This is a genomic window from Staphylococcus nepalensis (genome assembly GCF_014635045.1).
GTDB classification, from domain to species: Bacteria; Bacillota; Bacilli; order Staphylococcales; family Staphylococcaceae; genus Staphylococcus; species Staphylococcus nepalensis.
Genome location: NZ_BMCF01000001.1, coordinates 188,357 through 210,269 on the forward strand (window position 1 = coordinate 188,357; position 21,913 = coordinate 210,269).

The following is a 21,913-nucleotide window of genomic DNA, read 5'->3' on the forward strand; positions in this document are numbered from 1 at the left end:
TTATCCTGGAATATTTAATTGACTCATGATTACACCAACTAATATGAGTATGATACCTATACTCAGTTCACCGAATAATATAAATTTATTCGTGTGCTGATATTTCCCAAGTGCTTTAGTTGTTTGATAAAAACCTAGAAGCATCATCACAACTGTAAGTACGACTTTAACAATTAATAACACACTCCAAGTTTGAATATTTTGCCAAAGTGTTAATATATTCGTTTGATCGATGGACATCAGGATACCTGAAACAACAATAGCTGTCACAGCACCAAGATTTAACTTGAATAAAAAGGATTTCATTTGTTTTACATCAAATTGTGCTTTACTCAACACAGTGACAATTAAATAAATTAACGCACCTAGCCAGAATGACATACCTATTATGTGAATTGTTCTTATAATAATAGACCATAGTGGTACGGTTTGTGACCAAGCATGCCCAGACATACTAAGCGCAATGAGTATAAGAATTGGTGCTAATATGTACCAACCAGAGACCATATTTTTTATTGTAAAAAGAATTAATAATACAATAACTGCAACCATTGCTAATATAAATGGGGTTTGGAGTAAAGTTGATTTTTGTAAACTTAACACATCTGAGATCACATCAGAAGACAAGGTCATCATATAAATTAAAACAGTAATTACAGAAAGCATCACTAATACCCAAATCGCTGGTGCAGTATATGTTTGTAAATTAAATTGAGGTAATCGTAGTCTTTTTGCTAGTTGATTAACCAGATAAAAGCCAGCTAATGTTATTAGTAAACCTTCTGATATAAAACGCAATACGCCAAACCAAACATCTGGCTGTTCATAAAACGGAGGCGTTGTATCAATGCCATTTGCTGTTTGTTTTCCAACCGAAAATTCAAATTGGTCACTAATTTCATGGCCATCAGCTGACATCGTATGCCAATAGATACTATGTGTGCCCTCTTTTAAATCTTTAACTGGAAAAGTTAATGTGTTTGAAGAACCAGATGTGCTTGGTTTAACTTCAGTAATTTCGGAACCGTTATCATCATAAATTTGAATACTTGAATATTTGGCATGTACTGGTTCATTAAATTGTAATTCGATTTCACTTGGCGTTTTTTCTACGACGCTATTATGTGATGGCGTGACTTTCTCCAACGTTGCATGCGCAGCGGCCTGTTGTGAAAACATAAATATCCCTAATATCAATATAATTATAAACACAAAGCACGAGGTTTTAGAGAATTTATATGTAAATTGCATGTTCATCCCCCTTTTAAAAAGATTATAGTATTTATAATATTAAAGAAAACAACCATTCACAATATAAATATAATTTTGTCATTTTTTAGACAAATAATTATAATTTAAATATAGTTGTTTCCGTTTATTAAAAGTGAAATTTTATTATAACTATTGTAAAAGTTTACATTTTACAACTTATAAACGATATAAAAAAGCGAGACAATAAAATCTCATTTTGCTAAAAAGATTTCATTGTCTCGCCGAATAAAATATACTTACATTCTGATATATTCATTTTCAAAAACATTTAGTATTATTTTTAAATGATAGATATGATTAGCTCCATTATAACTTAATTATTTTCGTCTTGTTCTACTTGGTCGATTTTGTCCACTTTACGTTGCGATCCGCCTTCCCAACTTACGTTAAGGTAAGCTTCAACATTCTTTTTAGCAGCTTCCACGCCTATAATTTGTGCACCCATTGTTAAAATTTGAGCATTATTACTTAATTGTGCTCGTTCAGCAGAATAGTAATCATGTGCCAATGCCGCGCGAATACCTTTTAACTTATTTGCAGTAATGGATACACCAATACCTGTACCACAAATAAGGATGCCGCGTTCATTGTTTCCTTGTTGGATGCTTTTACCTACCTCAGCAGCAACATCTGGGTAATCTGTTTCTGCGCATTGATGACAACCAAAATCTTCAACTTCATGCCCTAATTTTTCGACATGTGACTTAACCGCTTCTTTCAATTCATAACCATTGTGGTCTGCACCAATTGCTATTTTCATTTTAAATTCCTCCTCCAATATTTATTGCTTCTCTCTTATACATATGATTTAAATGTGTCTAGCATGAGATAAGCGGACATTGCGCCGGGGTCAACATGACCTTGTGAACGATGACCAAGTCGTTTGGAGCGCCCTTTATTTGAAACGATATCTTTCGTACTTTCCATCCCTTTTTTAGCTTTCTCTAAAGCGGTGTTAAAAGCATCTTTAAATTGTATATTTTGAGATTGAGCATCCTCTAAAGCGAGATAGAATGGTTCAAGTGTATCAATCATCGTTTTATCACCTATCTCAGCTTTACCTCTATCTTTAATACCTTTACTAAATGCAATCCAAAATTGATATAAGCCTGCCTCGTCTAATTCAGTTTGGTTTTTCACTGCGACTGCAGCTTTAAGATAACCTGATGCATATAGTGGACCTACAGATGATCCCACTGCATCTAAAAAGCTTTTACCTACCGCAACACTAATTTTGGCTATATCATCTTGTTCTTGCAATTCATTATTAATTGTATTTTTTACAGCTTGGTAACCAATATTCATAGTGACGCCATGATCACCATCACCAATTTTTCTATCTAATTCACAAAGGTTATCTTTTTGTTCCTCAAACAACGTCGTTAACGCTAGGATAAATGATTTATATGCTTCACTCGTTAATGTCATTTTGCTTCCTCCTAGACTTCTTTAAAATTTGGACAATCAACTGGATGGTCTATACAAGATTTCAACATGTCGTCCAACTTCATCAATGTCACCGAGAATCCACCCATTTCCATTGATGTAATGAAATTACCTACATACGATTTATAAGTCTTAATATTTTTTTCTTTTAATATTTCATCTACTTCTTTATTAATAATATATAATTCCATTTGTGACGTTGCACCTAAGCCATTCACTAACACCACAACTTCATCATTCGATTGATAAATATTTTCTTTCAATATATTTTGCATCATAACTTGTACAGTTTCTTTAGCTGAACGTAGCGTTGTTTTTTCAATGCCTGGTTCTCCATGATGTCCTAAACCGATTTCCATTTCATTGTCTTCTAAATCGAAACTAGGCTTGCCAGTTTGTGGCAAATAGCAAGGGCTTAAACCAATACCCATTGAACGTGTATTGTCATTTGCAAGTTGTGCAATACGACGTACTTCTTCTAAGCCATAGCCGAAATCAGCAGCTGCGCCTGCAGCTTTATAAACAAGTAATTCTCCTGCTATGCCTCGTCTTTCTTCGATTTCTTTTGCGGAAGCAACGTCATCATTTCCAATAACAACTGCTGTTTCAATATCATCTTCAATTTCTGTCATTTCACTCGCCATCTCGAAATTCATTAAATCACCTGCGTAATTACCATAAACGTATAAAACACCGTGATTATCATGAATTTCTCTTGTTACAGCTTGTATAGGGATTGGAGAAGGCGAGGCAAATATATTACCTACTGCCACGCCATCCGCCATACCCTGTCCTACATAGCCTAGGAAAGCAGGTTCATGTCCTGAACCACCACCAATTAATATACTCACTTTACGATCAGGATGACGTTTTTTACCAATTAACGCCCTTTGATGTAGGTTTGAACGTCTTATATATTCGGGATAAGCAATTAAATATCCCGTCATTAGCTCATCTATGACGTCATCAGGATTATTAATCATCTTTTTCATTTAAATTCTCTCCTTTTAACTCTCTGATCTCTTATATTGCCTAGCTGTATTAAGGTACAAGAACAATTTTTAATGATTTATCTCCTTTTTTCATTAAGTCAAAACCTGCTTCAAAATCTTTAAGTGGTAGTTGATGTGTCACGACCCCTTCAGTTGGAAAATCTCCATTTTGTATGCCATTAATCACAAGTGGATAGCAGTAAGGTCCTAAATGACTACCCATTAAGTCTAGTTCTTTACGGTCTGAGATAATACTCCAATCAACTGTTACTGGATCACCAAATACAGAGAACTCAACAAATCTCCCTAATTTTCTTATAGCGCTTAATCCTTGTTCAACAGATTTAGGATGACCAGTTGCTTCAATATAAGTATCGCAACCGTAACCTTCTGTCATCTCTTTAATTTCTTTTACAACATCTACTTTAGATGGATTCATTACAATGTCAGCACCAAATTGCTTAGCCAATTCTAAACGATCATCTTTCATATCAAGTACTACCAATGTTTCAGCGCCTGATTTTTTGGCAGCCCCAATCATACCTAACCCAAGTGTCCCAGCGCCAGATAATACAACAAAATCTCCTAACTTGATGTTTGCGCGTTGTACGGCATGTAAACTACAAGCATATGGTTCGATAAGAATTGCTTTTTCAATCGGTAAATCTTCAGGTACTTTATAATTAATTGCTTCTTTAGTGAATTTCATGTATTCTGCCATGCCACCATTCACATTATTTTGGAAGCCATATAAATCGTGTTTTTCACACATCCAATACTCTCCGCGTTTACAGAATCTACATTCCCAACATGGTACGATTTGTTCAGAAATCACACGATCGCCTATGTCAAAGTCAGTCACGTCATCGCCTTTTTCTACAATTCGTGCAATAAACTCATGACCTGGTATCATTGGTGCTTTGATATAAGACGGTTGTGTTTCGTCACCCCAAAAGCTTGGCGCCCCACCATATGCTTTAATATCTCCTGCACAAATACCACATGCTTCAACTTTTACGATAATTTCTTTTGAATTTTCAATAACCGGCGTATCTACAGTTTCATATTTATATTCACCTGGTGCATAAGCTACAACTGCGTTCATTTTGTCTGGATAATTTTGATTTGCCATATATAACAACCCCTTTTTCTTTTAGGAAACGCTTTCATTTATAGTTATTATTCTAATATACATTTTCGTTTATTTCAAATATTTTTTCGTTTATTTTCGTTTTATCTTTCTTTTGTTTTTTTTATAAAAAATTGTGTTAAACTGAACTATGAGATTAAGAAGGATGTGAATCATATGAAAATGTACGCGGATGAACGACGGGAACATATATACACTTACATAAAGTCACATAAGCGAGCTACAGTAAAACAGTTGTCAGATTATCTAAGCGTGACAGAAGCAACTGTTCGTAGTGATTTAAGACTTTTAGAAAGTGAAAATAAACTCACACGTACACATGGTGGCGCAAAAGTTAATAATAATATGAATTCAAAATTAAACTTTTCTTACCGCCTATCACAAAATCATCATGAAAAACATAAAATTAGTCAATATGCTCTAAATAAAATTGAACCACAACAATGTATACTTATTGATGCAAGTTCAACTACCTATGAACTCGCTAAATTAATATCAGAAACGACTATGGAGCTTACAGTTATAACCAATGGCTTAGAAAATGCTGTACTTCTAAAAGAAAACCCTAATTTAACCGTACTTGTAGTTGGAGGGTTTGTTTCTCAGGATTCAAATGCAATTACTGGAAATATCGATTCTCAAATTTTAGAAATGTATCATATCGATTATTTCTTTTTATCAGCAAATGGTTTTACATTGGAAAATGGTTTAACGGATTTCTCATTACCAGAAGTTCAATTGAAGAAGCAAATGGTTCAAGAAAGCGAAAAAGTTATCGCACTTATAGACCAAAGTAAATTTGATGTTTCATCCACACTTTCTTTTGCCAAAATTAACGATATTACTGAAGTTATTACTGATAAAAAACCAAATCGAAAATGGACAGAAAATATGTCTTTCAAATTAACTGTTGTTTAGTTAGTGGTTGCTTTCGTATAACATTAAAAATAAGCTGTATCCATTAGGAAAGTAACTTAATTCCTAACGATACAGCTTATTTTTATATTAAATCCATGAAACTGTTTATATGCCTCCAGTCCATCCAACACTTGTAAAGACATATAATATAAATGATCCGACTATAATCCAAATTAAAAACAATGGCGCCATAAATTTAAACCACGAACTAAAGTTCGCTTTGGCAATCGCAATTGCACCGACTGTTGCACCGAGCGTAGGCGTGATTAAATTACCTAAACCACCTCCAAAGGATAATGAAGTTAAAAGTAATTGATCATTCACACCTAGCGTGTGCGTCACTGGCTGTAATATCGGAACCATAACACTCATTAATCCTGAACCAGAAGGTACCAAGAAATTAAACACACTCGCAACTAAAAATATTAAAATTGAAACGACACCTGCTGAAGATCCATCGAGTTGTGTTGTTAACCCATTTACTATTGTGCTAAGTATTTTTCCTTTTTCTAAAATCACACTAATGGTATTAGCCATAATAATAGCAAATGCTACAACTAACATAGGCTTGGCGCCGGCTAGAAAACCATCTACCATTTCACCTGAACGCTTACGCTTTACTAAGTAAGCAATCACAAAGCTAATGCCAAATACAGTTATAAATACGCCATTACCATATTTTTCTGTCCATTTAAGCATACCGTTACCTACGGCTAAGATAATAGGTGTAAAAATGACTAGACTAACAACCACCACATCTCTCCAATTAATCAATCTATCTTGAATATTCATTTCATCATTTGATGATTGTGTCATGTGCTTCTGCCAAGATGTTGTATTCATCAAACTTTTATTTGGATTTTTAATGACTCTTCTTGCATACCAAACAACGTATAACATTGTAACTAATAAAAACACTACATACATAATTGCTCTGCCACCATACCCAGAATATAAAGCGACTTCAGGGTAAACAATTTGCCCAATTTTTGCCATACCTGAAGGAGATACAGAAAATGCCATATATAATGGGAGAAAGGTCATGGCAAGCGCAATAATTGGGTCTAATTTTAATCTTTTAGCCAAAATAACGCCTAGCGTAACAAAGACAATCATTTGGTCGCCACCTACAAAAAAACCTATAAATGCCATTAATGAAAACAACCCAATAATTAATGGTAAAGCACCAGCATGTTCAAATTTATATATCATATAATTGGTTAGTTTTGTCACTGAATCCAACTGCAATATACCACCTATAGCACCGCCAACAAATAATAATAAAGTCACTGTTTGAGCAGACTGAATGCCTCCGTTTAAAATCAAAGTAATAGCATAAAATGGATTAACGGGGTTTTGTGAAATAGCATGGTAAGTACCTTGCACAATTTCGCCACTCTTTGTAGTATCAAACTCACCTGCCGGAATAATGTATGTCAAAATACATGCAAACATCATCATCATTAACATCATTAATAACACATGTGGTAATTCGAATTTTCTTTTTTCTTTTGTTTTTATTTTGGTTTTTTCAACCTCTTTTTGCGACTGATATCTACGCTGATGTGAAGTTGCACCATATTCAGACATCTCTTTTCACTCCTTAAAATGAGATAAAATAAGTTCATTTCGCTAAGTTTATCTATTTGTTATCTTTGAATGACTATATCTATTTTCCTTGAAAGGAATACCAAGATGATCACGTAATGTATCTCCGTCATAGGATTGTGTATAGTAGCCTTTTTCTTCTAATATAGGTAATACTTTATTTAAAAATTCATCATATATTTCTCCATAAACATGTGGGCCAAATATAAATCCATCTGCTGCCCCTTGTTCAAACCATTCAATCATCAGTTCAGCAACTTCGTTATATGTGCCTGTAAATGGCGAACGCCTTACCGTTTCTTCTAGTGCAACTTGTCTTAAAGTTAAATTTTGTGATTTGGCACGTTCAGCAATTGCATCTGTTGTAGCACGAAAACTATTTTTGCCTACTTCACCTAATTCAGGAAACGGTGCATCGAGTTCATATTGACTGAAATCATGATGATCATAATATCTTCCTAAGTAATCTAAAGCTTCTTCAATTGTAGCCAACGATTTAATTTCATTAAATCGCGCTTCTACTTCATCTTTATCTTTTCCAATGATTGGCGCAAGTATAGGATAGACTTTAATATGTTCTGGATTTCTTCCAAACGCTTGAGCTTGATCCTTAATACTGTCATAGTTACGCTTGGCAATATCAAGTGATTCCCCTAATGTAAATACGGCGTCTGCATACTTTGCAGCATATGCTTGTCCTTTCGGTGAAGCACCTGCCTGAAATATAACAGGTTGTCCTTGTTCTGAACGACTCGCATTTAAAGGCCCTTTAACTTGGAAAAATTGACCATTGTAATCTAATGTATGCATTTTACTTTTATCAACATATTCACCTGTCTCAACATCGAACATAAATGCATCATCTTCGTAAGAATCCCATAATCCTTGAACTACTTGGATATGTTCTTCTGCGATATCATACCGAATATCATGTTCTGGATGATCTCCTTTACTATAATTATCAGCACTTCCCGCTAAAGGTGACGTCACAACATTCCAACCGGCACGACCATTACTTAACTTATCAATAGTTGAAAGTTGTCTTGCAACTGTGAATGGTTCACTGTACGAAGTTGAAATAGTTCCTACTAACCCGATTTGTGTTGTTATCGGAGCAAGTGCTGCTAAAAAAGTTAATGGCTCATGCCTATCTAAAAAGTGTGGTATCGATTTTTCATTTATATATAACCCATCTGCTACAAAAACAAAGCTAAACCCAGCTTGTTCTGCTTTACGTGCGATATCCAATTGAAAATTAAAATTTGTACTTGCATCACTAGGTACTTCATCCGATTTCCAAGCATGCATATGACTACCAGGGCCATTCAACATAATTCCTAAATCTATCTTTTTATTAGTCATTTTACCCCTTCTTTCAAATTCTCTTTATTGTAAACTTGTGCTAAATGTTCTAATGTTTTTAAACGTAATGCATGATTTTTCACTGGCATGTGAAACATAAACTCATCAACGTGATTATCAATATTTAATTCTTGAATCTGTTGTTGTATTGATTCAGCTGTACCATTAAATACTTCTATTTGTTGCGCTTCTATTTCAAAATGCTCTGAACTTTGCTTTTTAAAATCCTCAATTTGATGCTTACTACTTAACGTTAACTTACGCCCATCATTAAAATGCAACACATAATTTGTTCTTCCTTCTTCAATTAAGGCGCTATCTTCATCGTTCTCCGATACGACAGCAGCTAACGCGACGATTATTTTCCCTTCAGGATAATGGGCTTTATATGTACTGATTGCTTTGTGTAAAAGCGCCTGATCAGAATTTAAAAAATAAGCATAAATAAAACCAACTTTTTCATCAGCTGCAAAACATGCTGAACGCTCACTTCCCCCTAAAAGAAAGACTTGCGGTTTCTGAATTTCTTCATTACGGATTGTTGTTTTTAAATTTGAATAGGCATCTACTTCTGAAAATGTTTCATTATTAAATTGATTGAGTCGATGAAATTTATCGTTGAAAGATGTAGGTGTGTCCTTGATATCTTCTTGCAAGGCTTGGGTAGCTAACGGAAAACCACCAGGTGCTTTACCAATACCTAAATCAACTCTTCCTGGAGCAATATGGCTAATAAAATGAAACTGCTCAATCACTTTGAATGGGCTATAATGCTGTAACATAACGCCACCAGAACCAACTCTTATATGGTTTGTTTGATTTAATAAATGCGTAACTAATATTTCAGGACTTGTCCCCACTACTTCATTTATATTATGATGTTCTGCCACAAAATATCTTGTATAATTTAACTTTTCTGCTACTTGTGCTAATTCAACGGTTCTAGATAAGCCTGTATTAACTGATTCATTATCGTCTATTGGACTTTGGTCAAGAATACTTATAGCTGTCATAAACAGCCCCCCAATCATTTTCTGAAAATTATATTAATTGTAATCTTAGACGTACTTCTTGTTTTTGTCAAGTATCCTTATCGATTTACTATGTTTTAAAAAGTGATGCCCACAGACCATTGTTCTCTCTCATTATCGATAAATGACGATACTAAAACGACACTAATTTTTAGCCCATACATGCTTTATTGCATAAAAAAAGAGACCCGATTGGATCTCTGCTTGCCTACAAAGAGCAATGAGCTCTTGTATTCTTAAGCACAACAGATGGCCGGGTCTCTCAAAGTATGAAAATCAACATTGATTTCATATGTTTGCTATCATAATATTAAATTTTACATATACTATAGAACTCAACGTCATTTTTTTAATATGACCATCCTAATGTATGTTCTACTACGTTTTCATTTTCAATATTATCAATATCTATCATAGATTCTGAAATATTTCTTGAATGGTAACCAATACGTTCTAAGATAGCTATCATATCTAGATATAACAAGCCACCTTCTAACGTACACTCTCCTGAACTTAAACGCTTAATATGTTTTTTTCGGAGATCATGCTCAAGTGAATAAGAGTCATTACTTAAACTTACTATTTCATCTTTTTTAACTCTGTCATACACACTAAACATTTCAACTGTCTTTTCAAGAGACGCATTGACATGATTATATAATTTTTCAATACTTCTTTCTGCCTTCTCAGAAATCTGTATTGAGTCTGCTTCTTTTTTCTTTAAATCTAGTAAATACGCTTCAGTCAAACTCGCTACTTTTATAAACGTTCGATTTACGTCGAATAGTACAGACATTCTTTCTGCATCTTGTTTCGATATCTTTTTCTCTGAAATTTTAGTTAAATATTGTCTTACATTTTCATACATGCTTTCTACAGCAGCACGCTTTTGGAGTATCTCTTTTTCTGTTTTTCCATCACAATTTTTTATGTTTTCGAACATATCGAATGTCATTCTGCCTATGTTTTGAATTTCATCTTGTGCTTCTTGCAAAGCTATATTAGGCGCTCTATTAATTAAATTTTTATCTAATACTCTTGGCTTATATTTTTCATTCAAATCTTCACCTGGCACTAATTTCGTCACAATCCAAGCTAAAACAAAGATAAATGGTAATTGAATCAATGTATTTGTTACGTTGAAAGTACCATGTGCAAAGGCGATTACCATTTCAGGTTTTAAATTCATGGCACCTTGCATCCACTCAATTACTAATTGAAATAGTGGCAAGATGATTAAGAATATCGTCGCGCCTATAACATTAAATAATACATGAACCAAGGCCACACGTTTTGCTGCTAATGATCCAGCTAAACTGGCAAGAATTGCAGTAATTGTCGTACCAATGTTATCTCCCAACAATACTGGTAAGGCACCGTGTAGACTAATCAAGTCATTAGCAAAGAACCCTTGTAAAATACCGATTGTGGCACTTGAACTTTGTATAATAACTGTTAAGACTGTTCCAGCTAACACACCATAAATTGGATTAGAAGACATATCTAACATAATTTGTTTAAAGGAATCTAAATTAGCTAATGGTTTTACTGCACCGCCCATTAATTCTAAACCATAGAACAATGCACCGAAACCAAATAAAATCATGCCTATATTTTTAACTTTGCGTTTTTGTATAAAGAAAATTAAAAACGCACCAATGGCTAAAATAGGCAACGAATAGGCACCAATATCAATACCTATAATAAATGCAGTAACCGTAGTACCAATATTCGCTCCCATAACGACGCCAATAGCTTGACGCATTGTCATAAAACCTGCACTAACAAGACCTATAGTAATAACTGTAGTACCTGAACTACTTTGAATTAAAATTGTCACAATCATACCTGCTAGTACACCCATCAAAGGGTTACTCGTAAAGGTATTTAATATACTTCTTAATCTATCACCAGCAGCAGCTTGTAAACCGTCGCCCATTTGTTTAATACCATATAAAAAGATTCCCAATCCACCTATAAAAGTAAATATAATCTCCATTACAGAAGAGTCCATCGTCACACCTCTTTAAAATATTTGTAAACTATGTGAATTATAACTAATTTTTGTTAAGCTAATGTTAATTTCTAGTTAAAATTAGAATCTAATTTCTAAATAATTTTGTAATCTTATTTCAACAGGCGTTTATTCGCATTTCAAAGCCCGTCATTACAACCCTGACAGTAATATGTACATTTATAAAAATTATGTCTATTTAATGAAATATCTAAATATTGATTAAATGCTTATCCAAAATAACATTAACAATATAGAATAGAACTTGTCATATTTTCAAATCTTCGCTACTATTAAAAAGAATTTAACGAAGGGAAGATTTATATTGTGATCACTGCTTATAAACATACACGTACACAAGAGGTTGTGACATCTACTTTAGACCATAACGCATCATGGATTAACGTTATAGACCCAAATTGGGAAGAAATAGAACAATTAATGACCTTATATCATATACCTGAAGATTTTATTAAAGACCCACTAGATACTGAAGAAAGTTCACGTATTGAATATGATGAAGATACACGCTATTCTCTTATTATTCTAGACTTACCTGTTGTCAATGATACAAACCTTAAAGTGCTGTCTTTTACCACGATTCCTTTAGGTATTATTATTGGTAATCAAAAAATAATTACTGTATGTAATGTTGAAAATGAGTTTCTCGAAAAATTCAGCCAGCAAAATATTAATTTACATTTTCACAGTCGCTTCGCACTCAATATTTTATTAACTATTGCGAATCATTACAATAGAAATCTTAGATTATTGAACAAAACGAGATTACGTATAGAGCGTGATTTAAAAAATAATGTTACAAATAAGCAATTATATAACTTAATGGAAGTTGAAAAGAGTTTAGTTTATTTCTTAGCTGCACTCAAAGGCAATGAAACAATTATCAAAAAACTTTTTAGAGTACCTGCAATCAAGCGGTTTGAAGAAGATGAAGCGTTACTTGAAGACTTATTAATTGAAAATAACCAAGCTTTGGAAACGACGCGATTATATACAGACATATTAGAAAGCATTACTACTTCGTATGCATCATTACTTTCAAATGAAATGAATAACACTATGAAAATACTAACACTATTCACTGTATTTTTAACGCTACCGACCCTAGTATTTAGCTTTTTTGGAATGAATGTTCCATTACCTATCGATGAACATAGTTATATTTCTTGGATTATCGTAATCGGTATTTCACTAACAATTGTTTCTTTAGTCGGCGCATTTTTATGGCGTAAACAAAAATTTTAATAAAAAGAACTAAAGACAATTTATCTTTATTTTTTATAAAAACACACCCCTAAAATGAATGATACCATTCAACTTTAGGGGTGTATCTTAAATTATTGTTTATCCGTAATCACACATATTTTTTTCTGAAAGACAAAGCATACGTTACAACAAATGTAACTATAAAAGTAATAGCTATACCTATGCCATAATGTAACCATCCGTGGTTCACACCACTGATGGAAATGAACCCTGGTAAACCTGCAGTTCCTAATGCGATCGCTTTTACTTTAAAAAATGATATATAGGCTGCACCAATTCCAGAACCTATAATTGCTCCAATAAATGGGTATCTTAATTTTAAGTTCACTCCAAACATTGCAGGTTCAGTAACACCTAATAATGCTGAAATACCTGCAGCAGAAGCTATCCCTTTTAATTTCTTATTCTTTTTTATAATTAGAAAAGCAGCAAGCGCAGCTGCGCCTTGTGCCACATTTGACATCGTTGCTATCGGGAAAATAAATGATCCGCCGGTCGTTGCGTTATCAGCAATGAGCTGAGTTTCAATTGCGATAAAGCTGTGATGCATGCCTGTTATCACAATAGGTGCATATAACAGTCCAAATATTAGTCCTCCAATTGCACCGCCGAATTCATATAACCACGTTAAACCATCTGAAAGCCAGTAACCCAATGTTCTTGTTATAGGTCCAACAAATAAAAATGTTATAAAAGCGGTAACTAATATTGAGATTAAAGGTGTCAATAAGTTATCTAACACCGTTGGCACGACCTTACGCAATCCTTGTTCTAATTTAGCCAATATATAAGTTGCTACTAACATAGGTAATACTTGTCCTTGGTATCCGACTCGATTAATTTCTAACCCAAATAAATGCCAGTGAGGGATTGATTTTCCTAATTCAACCGCTTTAGGATAATCGTATGCGCTCATTAGTTCTGGGTGAACTAGAATCATCCCTAGGGCAGCCCCTAAAAACGCATTACCGCCAAAACGTTTTGCTGCGCTAAAACCAATTAAAATTGGTAGCAACGTGAAAGGTGCATTAGCAAATATATCAATCATTTCTGCTAAGCCTTTAAATTGGCTATGTACCTCTATTAAAGAATGATGATTATAAAATATACCTGGCGCTGTTAAAATATTATTAATACCCATTAACAAACCACCAGCTACAATTGCTGGGATAATAGGTACAAATATGTCTGATAACATTTTCACAAATTTTTGGAATGGGTTCATGCTCTTATTACCTTCAGATTTCACCTCTGAAGTTGTCGATGCTTCTTTTCCTGTGATTTTTTCCAATTCTGCGAACACCTTATTTACAGTACCTGAACCTATGATAATTTGGTACTGACCTCCTGTAGCAAAGGTGCCTTTTACTACTTCCATTGATGATAAACTTTCTTCATCAATCAAACTTTCATCTTTGAGCACAAGACGTAATCTCGTGGCGCAATGTGCCATTGCATCAATATTATTCTCTCCGCCAATCGCATTTAAAATACTCTCAGCTGATTTTTTATAATTCATAGTTTAACCTCCCAATAACGAAACCGGTTCCAAATTCCTTTACTATTATTGTAACCGGTTCCAAATTAGAACGCAATATTTTTTGAAATTTTGATGATTTTTAAGCTTTATTATTTATCCAAGAATCTCAATGTCCTTTTTGCTAATATCGCTATAATACTGGCTTATTTTAAAAATAAAATAGTCTTTGAGTTTGTTAATACTTTCCAACGTATCTAGCCCATTTTGTAAATGAATTAGCCATGACCTAGCTGGACAAGCCGTATTATAAAACTCTTTATGGATTCTTACCGTGGTTCTATTAACAGGTAAATGATATTTCTTTAATATTGCAGCAGCTAACCAGAAACTAACTTCTTCTACCTTCATAAACTCATTATCATTTAATACACCATTTATTTTAGATTGGCATCGTTCTATCCCAATATAGTGGGTATTCGCAAACTTATCTCCGCAGTGCCATTCCGTATAATGTGTTGGATGAAACCAATAACAAGTCGTTTGATCAACATAAACACTTGCCCACCCTTTTTCTAACTCATCTTGGTCGATTCTTTTTTTTAACCAAGTGATATATGCTTTTGCTGTATAATTTTCTGCATCATCATGAAGTACCACACCTAATATATCTCTTTTCAATTCTGTGATTGTCTCAGTTAGATTAAAATAATCAGAATATATATGTTCCATAAGCCACTCTCCTATTATTAAAATTTCTTACCATGAACCACTTAAATTTATCTATAAAATAATTAAGGACGTATACAATTTAATTTATCAGACGAAATCAACTGCCAAAATAGGAAAAAAGTTATATTTAATATGTTAATATTCACAACTATTTATTATATAATGTAATTTAACTAATATATCAATACACTATTAGGAGTTGCTAGATTAAATGGAACATGCCACATTATGTATCCACGAGTTTTTAACTACAAACACTCGTCGTTGTATCAATCAAGTGATATTGTTATTTTCTTTAAAAGGTCAGATAGATATCAATATAAACGGTAAACAAGGGTCGTTTGATAGTAATATCGTCATCATCAATCATAGTGATCTGTTTCGTATCACACATGCAGAACAACTTGTTGAGTTAAAAATCCCTATTCAACAAATCATCCCGCTAAATCAATTGTTTTTTAATTGCCATTATGATGTTAAAGTTTTAAATTCATCAGAATATTTAAAGCATTTAATTTTAAATATGATTGAAAAATTAAGTGACCATAGCACAATAGAGCTACCACAATTAACTGAAATCATCGCTATCTTAGAACAAGAAACTAAAAAATCAAATGATTATTTTTACACACCAAACATCCAATCTGATAATGAACTGTTAAATAAAATATCAGAATATATTAAATGTCATATCACTCGGCCTATTATGTCTAAAGAAATTTCTGCTACTTTTTATATTTCTGCTTCATACATTTCAATTTTGTTTAAAAAGTATTTAGGGATCAGTTTTAAACATTATATTACAAGTTTAAAAATTGCCATTTCGCTTTCAGAGGTTATGAACAGTAATAAAACGATTTACACTATTTCAGAAAATATGGGGTTCAATCATTACGCAAATTACACGCAACAATTTAAAAATTATCTAAATTTAACACCCATCTCGTATAGAAAAAGGCTAAACTTACTACATCATAAGTCTGTTAAATTATTAACTACTGATGTAAGCGATTATTCATGTTATTTTAAATCACAATTAATTGATAAACCTCAGACGTTTAATATACAAACAATCAATTTAGATTACCTAGAATACGATGACTCTGCGAAGCAACCTACTGTTTTTATTCATATAGATAGTATTATGGATGTTATTCAAACAAATTTAAATCAAAAGCTTAACTTTAGCGATCTTAGCAATTGCTATTTGCTCATAAATAACATTAGCAATCTTGCATTAGAGACATTAAATTTAAATGGCATTGTCAATTATATCGATACACTGTTTTCTCAGTGTATGGGTGTGGTCATTAAAATTAAATCCATAGAACAATACGAAAAAGTCGAACAAGTTATCTCTCAATTCCTTATATTTAAACCAAAGTATCATAACCACAATGAGATGTATCATTTTATGATTCTATTCGATACAGAATATCTTTCTTTAAACGATGTAAATCGTTTGTATATCAGAGCTAAAAGTTTAAGTATTAATATCAAATTAGCTATAAATATTGAAGGTGTACTTAACCAAACGCAAAACCTCAATCATACAATTACACTTTTACATAGATTTAATTTTGACTTCAATTTTATCGATATAGAACGAAATGATGTCCGAGCTATGGTGCATAAATATAGCAATCGATTTGACAATATTTCAAATTATCAAGATTATTATGAAATATTCATCGCTATGTCCAAGTTGAAGCCTTCCAAATGTGTATACACAAAGATTACGAAAAATTATTTTACTCAACGCGACCCCAAAAGCCCTTTAGGGATATCAGAAATGATGCAACATTTTTTATTTTTAATAAAAAATGGGGCTGCTATAGGTTATGAATTAATGTCTAAAAATGGCTCAGATATTGCTTTAATGAATCAACATGGCATTTATGAACCTATTGTTTATATCTTTCAGTTCTTGAAACCATTTTATAATAAACCTGCTCTGATACAATCTAATTATTTAATTACAAAAGATAAGCATGGTATACACTTATTATTATTTAATTCAAAACAACACACTACAGAAAAAACACAAAAATTCATATTAAAAAAACAATCATCTATTTCAAAATCGATTTTGTTTATTCGTACTTTAAATAGAGAACATGGTTTTATTGCTTACGCATTGCCGCCTATTTTTAATAATACTTTTATCGAGCAATCGCTTTTACGAAACATTGAACGTTCAAACATGCCAAAATCTGAATTACGGCATACTACGTTCCCTAATAGTCCAATAGAATTTGATATAGGACACGACGAAGTCAAATACATGCTTTTAACGCCTACGCATAAGTAACAATTTTTATATAATACAGTCAATAAGAAATAAGGCGAAATTCGTACAATTGTTTTTAAAAGTACACTCTTTACTTCTTCTTCAATTGCATTATCCTAATATTTTAGATATAACTGAAGTAAAGGTATATAAAGGAGAATCTTATTTTGAAAAACAATAAAATGTTTGCAATTATTATCAGTGCTATTATGGTTATTGTAGCAATTGTCTTAGTTATCATGATGGTTTCAGGCGGACAAAAAGAAACATATTTCGGCTACATGAAAAATAGTACAACAGCTGAAAAAGTGGTGAGTGAGAAAGACCATAAAGTAGAAGAAAATGTAAAAATACCTTCTGAATCAGGATTTAACCCTAAAAAAGGCGACTTCGTCAAATTAACTAAGTCTGAAAATGAAGACGACTATAGTAAAATGGAAGTAGTCGATCACGATGATGTACCACATGGTTTAATGATGAAGATCCATGACATGGACATGAAAGGCATGTAATATAAAATTAATTTAATAGCATTCTATTTATGGCTGGTGCGTTCATTAATGCTCCAGCCATAAATATGATATAGACAGTAGCTAATGTGTTGAAGCATAAACATATAGCACCATTCCACTTTTTAACTTCCCTGTAGACGCTAGATAACGAAACTTATTTAAAATTATCTATTTTATTTCTAGTATTTATATAAAAAGCACTGAATAGCTCATTTTGCTATTCAGTGCGAAAATGTCAGAATTCAATTTTTTAATTATATAGATTTTAAATAGGCTTGGCCTTTTTCTTTATCATAAGCGTTTTCCCATTTTGCGATAACAATAGTAGATAAAGCATTGCCTAAAACGTTAACACAAGTTCGTACCATATCTAATAATCTATCTATACCAATAATCAGCGCTAAACCTTCCGCTGGTAATCCCATAGAAGTTAGCGTTGTAATAAGCACGACAATGGATACGCCTGGTACGCCTGCCATACCTTTAGAAGCTACCATTAAAGTGACCATAAGCATTATTTGTTGTCCGATTGACATGTCTATACCATACATTTGCGCAACAAATAATGCTGCTATAGATTGATATAATGCAGAACCATCAAGGTTGAAAGTATATCCGATTGGCACTACAAACGATGTAATGTCTTTTGGTGAACCAAAGTTCTCCATCTTTTTCATTATGATTGGTAATACAGATTCAGAACTAGACGTAGAAAATGCCAATACCAATTCATTTTTTAATATTTTAATAATAGAGAAAATACTAATACCACACATTCTAGCTACAATACCTAATACCACAATAACAAAGAACACCATGGCACCGATAACTACTAATAATAATTTTAATAATGGTAGTAATGCTGCGGCGCCAAAAGTCATTATGGTTGTACAAATAAATGCGAATACACCAATTGGAGCTAATTTCAATATTTTATTTATCATCCAAAATATAGCTTCTAATGAACCATTTAAAAAGTCCTTAACTGGTTGCGCTTTTTTACCAATGGCTGATAATGCAATACCAAAAAATACTGCAAAGAATATAATCGGTAATAATTCTCCTGCGGTTAAAGCTTCAAAAAAGTTTTGCGGCACAATGTTTACAATTGTATCGATAAAATGGTTGCCATATGTAGATTCTTCAGCAGCTTTCGCTGAGGATTCATATGTTGAAATATCACCTTTTGGTAGTTTATCAGGATTTAATCCACTACCTGGTTTAAATATATTTGCAAAAAGTATGCCTAGTCCAATAGCAACTGTTGTTATTATTTCAAAATATAAAATTGTTTTAAAACCGTAACGTCCTACTGTTTTAGATTCACCTAAGTTTGAAATAGACAACGCTAGTGAACAAAAAACCACTGGAATTACAATCATTTTTATTAAATTCAAGAAGATATCGCCAAAAGGCTTAATATAATTTGCAATCTCATCATGTCCATAAAGTAATAGACCTACGATAATACCTAATACCAATGCGATAATAACTTGCATTGGCAAACTTATTCTTCTTATTATTGCCATGATGTTACTCCCCTCTTCTGACATTGCTTAATTATATCAAAATATTTTTTGTTTAGATATAAATTTTTTGATAAAATTTATAATATTACATTTATATTTTATTATTACTCTATTTATATATATATAAGTAACATTAACCTTTTGTCTAATCCCTAAAAAATCTAGTTGAGTATTAAAGCAATACATAAATAGAAGAGATTTCAACATACTATAATTTCACGTTTCAGCGCTTAAAATCACTTCTCTTTTAGTTATTTTTATATTTGTGTAACATAAATAATCAGTACTATTTTTTAATATTCGTTTCACTTCAAGCGTGAATAAATTGTTATATTACAATATCATTTAACATTCGTTATAGTAAGTAGAAAATCTATGTTATGTGGCTTAAGTTGTAATAAAGTAAGCAATGGATTGAAAGAATAGAAAGTAAAATCTATTTATTATAAAAAATAAACCTGATACATCAATCGATGTCTCAGGTTCTTTTATGATATTGACAGTGGTTGACTAGATTGAGTATGTGAAATAATGATTCCACTCCTCATACTTAAATTAATCATCCGCACGATTTAAAGTTTCCTTTAATGCTTTATCAAAGTCAGTACGTACGATAGGCCCAATTCTATTTTGATATTTATCACCATTCAAAATAAACCCTTCTTTTGTGATATACATCATTTCAATAATTTCTCTCATAAATGGATTGAACCGTCCTATTAATGAAATCATTAGTTTATTTAATGGGATGATGCGCTTTTTATAATTTGTAATTTTACGAATCTTATGAATGATCTCTTTCCCTGAAATGGGATTACTTCCTGGTATATTCCAATTTTCTTCGTATGAAGTTTCTTTTTCTGCAATATTTACAATCATTTTGGCAGCATCTGGTAAATAAATATACTCACGAGACGTTTTCAAATTTCCAATGAAAATTGTATGTTTATTATTTAATACGCCATCTATTGTGGGCTGTAAATATGTGTTTTGAGCACTAGGTCCAAAATAATCAGGTAATCTAACAATTAATGGCTTTGCTTTAGTCCATTTATTTTTATCAAAAATCAAATTTTCAAATTGAAGTCGTATTGCACCTTTTTTCGTATTTGGAAGTTTTGGATGATTTTCATCTCCTTGCGCACACTGACGGCCATATACATATATACCATCAATAATCACTATTTTTTTCTCTAACTTATCTGCTACCTGCATCACGTTTTCTCCGATAATAGGTAATTTCGATTTCATTTCTTGATAAGGTACGTTAGCACATTGAAATATTATATCTACATTTTCAGAAGCTTCTAATATGCTTTGGTAATTAAATATATCGCCTAGTGCATAAGTGAGATTAGCGTTATTATGTTTTTTAATTAAAGTTTCTAGTTTGCGTTTAGATCGCCCAAAAGCAATTACTTGTATATTACGTTGTAGCAATTCATAAACTAACGCTTGACCTGTACCGCCAGTCGCCCCTAAAACAATAACTTTATTCATGTTAACACTTCCTTTTTGTTAGTGATCAATCAATAAATAAACTTCCAAAAAAATAAATAACCATTTCAAATGATTATTTATTTAAATTACGATTTATCAAACTAGGTAAATTTATAAACTGAGAAATATTACATAATATACCTCTCGCTAAAAAAGTAGTAACTTCGTTTTCTGGGTTGTTCACATTTTCATTTTCAAATCTTTTTAACGCATAATCTCTAATTTTTAATAAACCTGTTCTAACTGTATTTTGTATATTTTCTTCTGTCACCGAAAACGCGATCACTTGAATATTAACTTCATTAGGATATTTATTAGAAATCGTTTCATAAGCCGTAATCATATCTTCTACAATATCTGCGTTATTAGATTTAATTTGTTCAAAACTTTCTATAATTCTTTCAAATGCTTGATTTAAAGCCGCAATAAATAATGCTTCTTTTGTTTTAAAAAATTTAAAAACATAGGGTTGCGAAATACCCGCTATAGTCGCTATATGTGCCGTTGTAGTTTTAAAGTAACCATTCTTCGAAAACGCTATTAAACTAGCTTCTAAAATTTCATTTTTTCGTTTCATGCTATTTTTATTTTCCATTTCGGCTCTGCCCCTTTATTTATTGATTGATTAATAAATAATATAAACCTAATAATATTATAATGCAAATTATACATATTAATCTTAAAAATAAACTATAAAAGTAAAAGTAAACTATTAGATTCACTTTTACTTTTCACTTAATATATTTACCTCTCATTAATAAAAAATGGCTGACACCCTAGATAAATAAGGAAT

18 protein-coding genes are annotated in these 21,913 nt (G+C 32.2%); 4 read left to right on the plus strand and 14 right to left on the minus strand.

The window, feature by feature from the left end:
- The 5 genes from IEU88_RS00980 to IEU88_RS01000 form a co-directional block, all read right to left on the minus strand.
- Positions 1 to 1,251, minus strand: a complete 1,251-nt coding sequence (locus tag IEU88_RS00980) for a copper resistance CopC/CopD family protein (protein WP_103373357.1) — start codon at positions 1,249 to 1,251, stop codon at positions 1 to 3.
- Positions 1,252 to 1,585: 334 nt separating this feature from the next.
- Positions 1,586 to 2,032 (minus strand): ribose 5-phosphate isomerase B, encoded by a 447-nt coding sequence (rpiB, locus tag IEU88_RS00985; RefSeq protein WP_096808550.1) that lies wholly within the window; start codon positions 2,030 to 2,032, stop codon positions 1,586 to 1,588.
- Between the two features lie 35 nt (positions 2,033 to 2,067).
- The gene (dhaL, locus tag IEU88_RS00990; protein WP_096808549.1) at positions 2,068 to 2,700 is read right to left on the minus strand and encodes a dihydroxyacetone kinase subunit DhaL; all 633 of its coding nucleotides are present in this window, start codon (positions 2,698 to 2,700) and stop codon (positions 2,068 to 2,070) included.
- A gap of 11 nt (positions 2,701 to 2,711) precedes the next feature.
- Positions 2,712 to 3,710, minus strand: coding sequence for a dihydroxyacetone kinase subunit DhaK (locus tag IEU88_RS00995; RefSeq protein WP_103372474.1), 999 nt, complete (start codon positions 3,708 to 3,710; stop codon positions 2,712 to 2,714).
- Between the two features lie 49 nt (positions 3,711 to 3,759).
- The gene (locus tag IEU88_RS01000; protein ID WP_096808547.1) at positions 3,760 to 4,842 is read right to left on the minus strand and encodes an MDR/zinc-dependent alcohol dehydrogenase-like family protein; all 1,083 of its coding nucleotides are present in this window, start codon (positions 4,840 to 4,842) and stop codon (positions 3,760 to 3,762) included.
- A 174-nt stretch (positions 4,843 to 5,016) separates the two neighbouring features.
- Between IEU88_RS01000 and IEU88_RS01005 the strand changes: the two genes are divergently transcribed.
- Entirely contained in the window at positions 5,017 to 5,778 is a 762-nt protein-coding gene (locus IEU88_RS01005) for a DeoR/GlpR family DNA-binding transcription regulator (RefSeq protein ID WP_103372475.1), read from the plus strand.
- Positions 5,779 to 5,883: 105 nt separating this feature from the next.
- Here IEU88_RS01005 and IEU88_RS01010 read toward each other — a convergent pair whose 3' ends face one another.
- From IEU88_RS01010 to IEU88_RS01025, 4 genes are all read right to left on the minus strand, one after another.
- Complete coding sequence (locus IEU88_RS01010; protein ID WP_103372476.1) at positions 5,884 to 7,368, minus strand: Na+/H+ antiporter NhaC family protein; 1,485 nt, start codon at positions 7,366 to 7,368, stop codon at positions 5,884 to 5,886.
- 48 nt (positions 7,369 to 7,416) lie between these two features.
- A complete protein-coding gene (locus IEU88_RS01015) occupies positions 7,417 to 8,748 on the minus strand; it encodes an LLM class flavin-dependent oxidoreductase (protein WP_103372477.1) in 1,332 nt (443 codons plus the stop codon).
- Positions 8,745 to 9,761 (minus strand): MsnO8 family LLM class oxidoreductase, encoded by a 1,017-nt coding sequence (locus IEU88_RS01020; protein WP_103372478.1) that lies wholly within the window; start codon positions 9,759 to 9,761, stop codon positions 8,745 to 8,747. The genes IEU88_RS01015 and IEU88_RS01020 overlap by 4 nt, the downstream gene beginning before the upstream one ends.
- A 367-nt stretch (positions 9,762 to 10,128) precedes the next feature.
- On the minus strand, positions 10,129 to 11,793 hold the full coding sequence (locus tag IEU88_RS01025; protein ID WP_103372479.1) for a Na/Pi cotransporter family protein: 1,665 nt from the start codon (positions 11,791 to 11,793) through the stop codon (positions 10,129 to 10,131).
- Between the two features lie 327 nt (positions 11,794 to 12,120).
- Here IEU88_RS01025 and IEU88_RS01030 point away from each other — a divergent pair, with 327 nt between their 5' ends.
- Positions 12,121 to 13,059 carry a magnesium transporter CorA family protein gene (locus IEU88_RS01030; RefSeq protein ID WP_103372480.1) on the plus strand — a complete coding sequence of 313 codons (939 nt, stop codon included), beginning with the start codon at positions 12,121 to 12,123 and terminating at the stop codon, positions 13,057 to 13,059.
- Between the two features lie 109 nt (positions 13,060 to 13,168).
- On the opposite strand, the gene IEU88_RS01035 is transcribed toward IEU88_RS01030, so the two are convergent.
- Positions 13,169 to 14,599, minus strand: coding sequence for a sucrose-specific PTS transporter subunit IIBC (locus IEU88_RS01035; protein WP_103372481.1), 1,431 nt, complete (start codon positions 14,597 to 14,599; stop codon positions 13,169 to 13,171).
- Between the two features lie 114 nt (positions 14,600 to 14,713).
- Complete coding sequence (locus IEU88_RS01040; protein ID WP_096808539.1) at positions 14,714 to 15,289, minus strand: peptidoglycan recognition protein family protein; 576 nt, start codon at positions 15,287 to 15,289, stop codon at positions 14,714 to 14,716.
- Between the two features lie 211 nt (positions 15,290 to 15,500).
- Between IEU88_RS01040 and rsp the strand changes: the two genes are divergently transcribed.
- Together rsp and IEU88_RS01050 are read left to right on the plus strand one after the other, a co-directional pair.
- Positions 15,501 to 17,600: an AraC family transcriptional regulator Rsp gene (rsp, locus tag IEU88_RS01045; RefSeq protein ID WP_103372482.1), complete on the plus strand. Its 2,100-nt coding sequence runs from the start codon at positions 15,501 to 15,503 to the stop codon at positions 17,598 to 17,600.
- A 146-nt stretch (positions 17,601 to 17,746) separates the two neighbouring features.
- Complete coding sequence (locus IEU88_RS01050) at positions 17,747 to 18,091, plus strand: DUF4889 domain-containing protein (RefSeq protein ID WP_096808537.1); 345 nt, start codon at positions 17,747 to 17,749, stop codon at positions 18,089 to 18,091.
- Between the two features lie 254 nt (positions 18,092 to 18,345).
- On the opposite strand, the gene IEU88_RS01055 is transcribed toward IEU88_RS01050, so the two are convergent.
- From IEU88_RS01055 to IEU88_RS01065, 3 genes are all read right to left on the minus strand, one after another.
- On the minus strand, positions 18,346 to 19,620 hold the full coding sequence (locus tag IEU88_RS01055; protein WP_103372483.1) for a cation:dicarboxylate symporter family transporter: 1,275 nt from the start codon (positions 19,618 to 19,620) through the stop codon (positions 18,346 to 18,348).
- A 555-nt stretch (positions 19,621 to 20,175) separates the two neighbouring features.
- Positions 20,176 to 21,120 carry an SDR family NAD(P)-dependent oxidoreductase gene (locus tag IEU88_RS01060; RefSeq protein WP_103373764.1) on the minus strand — a complete coding sequence of 315 codons (945 nt, stop codon included), beginning with the start codon at positions 21,118 to 21,120 and terminating at the stop codon, positions 20,176 to 20,178.
- A 73-nt stretch (positions 21,121 to 21,193) separates the two neighbouring features.
- On the minus strand, positions 21,194 to 21,715 hold the full coding sequence (locus tag IEU88_RS01065; protein WP_115341973.1) for a TetR/AcrR family transcriptional regulator: 522 nt from the start codon (positions 21,713 to 21,715) through the stop codon (positions 21,194 to 21,196).
- Positions 21,716 to 21,913 lie beyond the last annotated feature (198 nt).